Origin of the sequence: Shewanella sp. Sh95, assembly GCF_001308045.1 — a bacterium.
Lineage (GTDB): Bacteria > Pseudomonadota > Gammaproteobacteria > Enterobacterales > Shewanellaceae > Shewanella > Shewanella xiamenensis.
In genome coordinates this window covers 1-6285 of sequence record NZ_LGYY01000154.1, presented here as the reverse complement: position 1 = coordinate 6285, position 6285 = coordinate 1, and the positions used below count along the sequence as shown (strand labels likewise).

The following is a 6285-nucleotide window of genomic DNA, read 5'->3' as shown; positions in this document are numbered from 1 at the left end:
GGTCGAGGTTACGGATAGAGATAGCGGGAGCGGCCATGATGAATTACCTGCAAAAGAGAGTAATAGATCAGAATGACCGATCGCCGTCAAGTTTTTTAAATCGAAAATTAGGTGCGGAATGACGGATTATAACTAAAATCAAAGCTATTACTTATCGTATACCCTATAAGGATCAACAAGAAAGATAAACAAACAAAAGTGTAAACTAATGAAAATATTCACACCTTTGCCAATACCTTATTAGTAGAATTGTTATCCTATTTAAGAAGTATGTTAACTGTAGATAAGATTGTTAGCGTTATACGATACAAAGCACTTATTCAGCCTACTCTATATCAAAAATGTTGCAAACATGTTTGGCGACACAAATGTTTATACTCGATTAACCTGAGTAAACATTTATTTGATACAGCTAGGGCATATTAGCACAAGCTTTTACATAAGGTTTTGTGCATATATAACCCCTGTGTGGTCATATTGGATCAAGCATGGAATGACCATACCTTGCTATCCGAATGCATACTATTGCTACGTAAATCCTTGTTACAAATGGGTCAGGGAAACGATAGATATTCAAACCTTTGGACGCGACATTTTATGACCAAGCGTTGTATAGCGCAAATTGGATATTACATTTTGCACCCCATTTAATGAAACTCAGCTTCCCAAAAAAATGCAGTTTTATAAATTACGCTTTTATTGACCCTGTTATTTCGCTGCTTATTCACATTCATTCATATCTTTTCGTTATTGGTTCATCCCAGGCGGCACCGCTATTAACAATTTATTTTTACGATATAGGTGCGCTAACAATTTCCAATCACTTTGAGATGATGATTATGAAGACTCGTACTAAATTGCTGCTCACTGGGGCGTTACTTTCTTTGGCGGCCAGCTCCCACGCTGCTGAAGATAATCAACTCTTTGGTGGCACCCTTAACGGCAATGTTAATTTTGCTTCGGACTATGTGTTTCGTGGTGAATCCGAGACCTTAGATGGCGATATTCCGGTCGTCCAAGGCACATTAAGTTGGAACCACAATCAAGGCTGGTATGCTGGGGTATTTAGCTCCAACATTAAGTTTGCTGACCCAAACTTAGAAATTGTTACCGCGCCTTTTATTGGTAAAGCGGGAGAGTTTGGCGATTCTGGCTTTACCTATGATGTCATGCTGTTTTCATACCTTTACCCCGGAGCTTCCTATTCCAACTACACCGAATTATGGCTAAAAGTGGGTAAACAATTCGGTCGAGCCAACCTGCAACTCGAAGTCACCCCAACGGTGGATGACTGGTTTGGTGTCGATGGCTGGCACGGGGTGAACTACGCTCTACACCCCAGCTATAGCTTTGACAACGGTGTAAAAATCTCAGCATCTGTGGGTTATCAAGACCTAACGGGTGATGGTGCTGAAGGTTGGGGCCACTGGAACATAGGTTTAAGCAAAGCCTATTACGGTCTTAACTTCGATTTACGCTACCACGGCAGCACTGTCGACACTGACCATAAAGTCTATGGTACACAAACTGAAATCTTCGATGACAGAGTCGTCATTGGGATCAGTAAAAGTTTCTAATCCTGTTTTTTTGCTTATACGTTCATCCCGCTGCTTCCCTGCAGTACTCCAATTGCTTGAAATATCGAGCCTTGACCAGCCAAATTTGGCTGGTCTTTTTTTATCTAAATACGATTATCACCCACGCTACAGGCTAACACCCGGCTGATATCCGCAAGACAACGGCCCGACTCCTGTTGCCATTGATTGAACACGGCCTGTACCTGTTTTAACGCCGTTTGCGAGCTAAAGCCGGCATCTACCAGCTTGTGCGCTTTAAAATAGCCTTGCACATCATCGGTTAACAAAAAGGTATCCTTACCGATTCCACGTAAGAAATACGGCCCCGTATTGCCACCGAGACGAGCGCCGCGCTTCTTTAAGAACGCCCAGAGTCCGACGATATCTTCGGTCGGCCAGTCAGCAATCAGCTTAGCCAAGCTGCCATGTTCGCGGGCAATATCATGGATCATCAAAGCATTATCATAAATTGCTTGGGTTTTCTTTAGGTGGCGAATCAAGGTCGCATCCGCAGCGCGAGCTTGGATCTGCTCGGGTGACAACATTAATACCTTCTCGGGCACAAAATGAAAGAAGGATTTTTCGTAAGCAGGCCATTTATTATCGACCACGCGCCAGACAAAACCACTCTGGAACACTTGTCGGCTCATGGCCGAAAGCAGCGTAGCATCATCGTATTGACGAATTTCAGCACTCGTTAGACACCCAGGAAGTAAGGCTTCGAGTCCCTTTTTACCGCCTTTTCGCTCACTCGCTCTGGCATAGATGGATGAGAAACTTTCTAATTGGCTCATGCTGTTACCTTTGATTATCGATATTTCACTAGCGTTTCTAGGCGTTAATAGTACCGAATTTGAGCCCACGGGGATCATTCCGTATGGAAAACCTGTTTTACGTCCATTTCTGGCCCTTTGAAGAAATTCCCACTGCACGCATGTTGATACCGACTAAAGTTAAGGCGTAGAGTCAAAAAATGCAGTGGTTATGGGGTCGGTACCTATGGAGCTTTTCTATCATCCGTTATCACGATATTCACAGAAAGTATTAATTGCTCTCTATGAGAAACAAGCGAACTTTTATCCGCGGATCACTGATTTACGCGACCCACTGGCACGCAAGGCCTTCCAGCAATTTTATCCTCCTGGCAAACTGCCATTGCTCAAAACGCAAGAAGGCCAACTGATCCCCGAATCCAGCATTATTATTGAATACTTAGACAGGCATTTTCAAAACGGTACAGAGTTATTACCCGCGGAGGCTGAACGGAATTTGGCGGTGCGCCTATTCGATCGCATTATTGATTTTGATATCAATAACCCACTATTCCAATTAGAAAAATTAAAGTATGCCCCTGATGGGCATGAGTTCGAAATCAAGCAGATTGAAAAGCAAATGCTTACCCAATTTCAACGCTTAGATAGCCATCTTAGTCAAAATCATTGGGTGTGTGGCGACAGTTTTACCTTAGCCGACTGTGCACTGATCCCCTGCTTAAGCTACAGCTTTGCTCACTTAAACCTATTGGATTTAGATGAGTTAGTCCGTTATTGGCAACAGGCGCAGCTTCGCGGCGCCTGGACACTCGTGCTTGAAGAAGTGCTACTAGCCGAAATGGAAGAAGACACTGGGATTAGGAGTATTCCCTAGTACCAGCGCGTCCTAAAGATTACGCTCTTTCTTTAATTGTAAAAATGCTTTCCATTTCACCACTTCGGGCGGTAACTCTGGAGCCGGATCGGTATAGCCTGCTTCTTTAACTAATACCTCTAAAGGCACTTGCTTACCTTTACACACAAACACACCACGCACATGCACTATACAATGTAGGCCGCGCTCACTGATAAAGCGTTGTTCAATATAGAAATATTTTTCATCCCAGCCCACGACCTTGGTTTCAATCTCAAACTTTTTTAAGGGCTTGATATCGCGGATATAGGTAAATTCGGCGGCGTTAACAATTGGCATCCATTTTAATTTGAGGAAACGCTTCAGCAACCCCATTTCGGCCAACATATAGGTGCGTGCCAGATCCATAAACGCTGGGTAACGGGAGTTAGTGAGATGGAAATTGATATCGCAATCACTGGGCAACGCGCGATAAGTAATGCGGCTCGTCCCCAAAAAATCAATCTTACGGCAATGGCGCGTGCGCCAAAATAACAACCAAAACAAACGGAAATACAGATTCATATGCAGTAGCCCTAAAAAGAAGAGCCACAGGCTAACAGAGGTCATACCAGAGGGCAAGCGAGATCTAGCTCACAAAAAAGGCGCCATTCGGCGCCTTTTTATGCTCAAGCACAGCTATTTAGTATGGCTTAAGCGGCAATCCCAGAGTGGCGCAGCAGCGCATCAATACTCGGCTCGCGTCCCATAAACTGTTTGAACAAGTCCATAGGCTCAGCAGAACCGCCCATTTCGAGGATGTTGTGCAGGAAGCTACGGCCCGTATCAGGATTGAAGATACCCTCCTCTTCGAAGCGAGAAAACGCATCCGCCGACAGCACTTCGGCCCACTTGTAGCTGTAATAACCCGCAGCATAGCCGCCGGCAAAAATATGCGCAAAACCATGTTGGAAACGGTTAAATGCTGGCGGAATTAACACGGCCACCTGACGACGCACTTCGTCCAAGGTCTGCTGAATACGCGCGCCTTTTGCAGGGTCGTATTCGTGGTGCAGTCTAAAATCGAACAGTGAAAACTCGAGCTGGCGCAACATCATCATGCCGGATTGGAAGTTTTTCGCCGCTAACATCTTGTCTAGCATCGCTTTTGGTAAAGGTTCACCGGTTTCGTAGTGACCGGAGATCTCCGCTAAGGCTTCTTCTTGCCAGCACCAGTTTTCCATAAATTGGCTAGGTAATTCGACCGCGTCCCATGGCACACCATTGATACCTGATACGCCAGCAACATCGATTTTGGTCAGCATATGATGAATGCCATGGCCAAACTCATGGAATAAGGTCGTCACTTCATCGTGGGTGAAAAGCGCAGGCTTACCATCAACTGGACCATTGAAGTTACAAGTGAGATAGGCAACGGGTTTTTGTAGGCCATTGGCGGTTTGACGGCGCACGCGGCAATCATCCATCCAAGCGCCGCCGCGTTTACCAGTGCGGGCGTATAAGTCTAAATAGAAACTGCCTCTGTGCTCGCCCGTTTCGTCAAAAATATCGAAGAAACGCACGTCTTTATGCCAACGGTCAAACTCGGTTTGCTCAACAATCTTTAAGCCAAATAGGCGTGAGACACTGTAAAACAAGCCTGATAGCACTTTATCTTCAGGGAAGTAAGGGCGCAGCAACTCTTGTGAAATCTCATACTTATGTTGCTGTAACTTCTCAGCGTAGAAACTTAAATCCCAAGAAGCCATCTCGCTCACACCATAATGCTCCAGTGCAAAGGCTTTTAACTCGGCTAATTCGGCCTTGGCTTGGTCTTTTGAACGCAGCGCCAATTCATTTAAGAAGGCCATCACCTGCGCAGGCGTTTCAGCCATTTTCGTGGCGAGGGATTTTTCGGCAAAGCTATCAAAGCCTAACAACTGTGCCAATTCATGGCGCAGTGCGAGGATTTCATCCATCAATGGACCGTTATCGAATTCGCCCGCATTTGGACCTTGATCCGAGGCGCGAGTCACGAAGGCTCGGTAACACTCTTCACGCAAGTTGCGGTTTTCGCTGTAGGTCATCACAGGTAAATAGGAAGGGAAATCTAAGGTAAATAGCCAGCCCTCTAATGCGCGGGCCTCGGCCATCGCTTTTGCGGCCGCTTTAGCTGAATCGGGCAAGCCAGCGAGTTCTGCCTCATCGGTAATTAACTTAGTCCAGGCTTGGGTTGCATCGAGCAGTTGATTGGAAAAGCCGCTGGTAAGTTCAGAAAGACGTTTAACGATTTCACCATAACGCAGTTTTTGCGCATCGTCTAAGCCGATACCCGAAAGCTCGAAGTCGCGTAAGCTGTGCTCAATCACCATCTGTTGTGCTTGGCTTAATTGAGCAAACTCTGCCGATGCACGCAGCGATTTGTAGGCCTCGTATAACCCTTGGTGTTGGCCAACGTAAGTGCCGTATTCGGATAACAGTGGCAAACAAGCATCATGGGCCGAGCGCCATTCATCTGTGCTCACCACTGAGTTCATATGGGAGACGGGTGACCAAATTTGGCTTAACTCATCATCTACTTGCTCCAGAGGGGCGACTAAGTTATCCCACGTAAAAGGCCCAGGGTTTTGCAGCACTTCATCAATCTTGGCACGACACTGAGCAATGGCTTGCTCAACGGCAACTTGAATATGTTCAGGTTTAATCTGTGAAAAAAGCGGTAATGCAGCGCCGTTAAGCAAAGGGTTGCTCATAATGATTCCTCTACAATCTGTGTAGCTAATAAATAAGGGCTTATGTTCAATTTATCAAGGCGAGAAAACCGATTGCTATCTTCGTTTGTAGGCCTAACGCCATTTCATCAATAAAAAAGTGAACCAGCTCTCAATTAGGATTTACACTAAATTTACCCTTTGAATCTTGATAGTTTGATCGCAAATCAAATCCATTCTCATTAACGCTTATATGTATATAGGCCCCGATTTCAGATAATAAGTGCGACATTCATGGAAAGGTGTAGAAGAGGAAGCCAACTGCTAAAAGTGGTACGCTCTTCTCGCCAAAGAAACAAGCAGTACTACCATGAATTATCAGCAGTTGACCG

The 6285-nt window shown here is 45.3% G+C and carries 5 protein-coding genes; 2 read left to right on the top strand and 3 right to left on the bottom strand.

Annotated features, from left to right (window positions below):
* Nucleotides 1–830 precede the first annotated feature (830 nt).
* A complete protein-coding gene (locus AEA42_RS11465; RefSeq protein ID WP_099458477.1) occupies nucleotides 831–1577 on the top strand; it encodes a TorF family putative porin in 747 nt (248 codons plus the stop codon).
* 104 nt (nucleotides 1578–1681) lie between these two features.
* Here the strand turns inward: AEA42_RS11465 and AEA42_RS11460 are convergent, their stop codons facing one another.
* Nucleotides 1682–2371 (bottom strand): DNA-3-methyladenine glycosylase I, encoded by a 690-nt coding sequence (locus tag AEA42_RS11460; protein WP_037423837.1) that lies wholly within the window; start codon nucleotides 2369–2371, stop codon nucleotides 1682–1684.
* A 205-nt stretch (nucleotides 2372–2576) separates the two neighbouring features.
* Here AEA42_RS11460 and AEA42_RS11455 point away from each other — a divergent pair, with 205 nt between their 5' ends.
* A complete protein-coding gene (locus AEA42_RS11455) occupies nucleotides 2577–3224 on the top strand; it encodes a glutathione S-transferase family protein (protein ID WP_037423840.1) in 648 nt (215 codons plus the stop codon).
* Nucleotides 3225–3236: 12 nt separating this feature from the next.
* On the opposite strand, the gene AEA42_RS11450 is transcribed toward AEA42_RS11455, so the two are convergent.
* Together AEA42_RS11450 and prlC are read right to left on the bottom strand one after the other, a co-directional pair.
* Nucleotides 3237–3767 (bottom strand): thioesterase family protein, encoded by a 531-nt coding sequence (locus AEA42_RS11450; protein ID WP_037423843.1) that lies wholly within the window; start codon nucleotides 3765–3767, stop codon nucleotides 3237–3239.
* 128 nt (nucleotides 3768–3895) lie between these two features.
* Nucleotides 3896–5935: an oligopeptidase A gene (gene prlC / locus AEA42_RS11445; RefSeq protein ID WP_055647785.1), complete on the bottom strand. Its 2040-nt coding sequence runs from the start codon at nucleotides 5933–5935 to the stop codon at nucleotides 3896–3898.
* Nucleotides 5936–6285: the final 350 nt, after the last annotated feature.

Bases quoted from the DNA above. Each gene is read 5' to 3' on its own strand.
- AEA42_RS11450 (WP_037423843.1), bottom strand. From the start codon at position 3,767: ATGAATCTGTATTTCCGTTTGTTTTGGTTGTTATTTTGGCGCACGCGC.
- AEA42_RS11460 (WP_037423837.1), bottom strand. From the start codon at position 2,371: ATGAGCCAATTAGAAAGTTTCTCATCCATCTATGCCAGAGCGAGTGAG.
- prlC (WP_055647785.1), bottom strand. From the start codon at position 5,935: ATGAGCAACCCTTTGCTTAACGGCGCTGCATTACCGCTTTTTTCACAG.
- AEA42_RS11465 (WP_099458477.1), top strand. From the start codon at position 831: ATGATGATTATGAAGACTCGTACTAAATTGCTGCTCACTGGGGCGTTA.
- AEA42_RS11455 (WP_037423840.1), top strand. From the start codon at position 2,577: ATGGAGCTTTTCTATCATCCGTTATCACGATATTCACAGAAAGTATTA.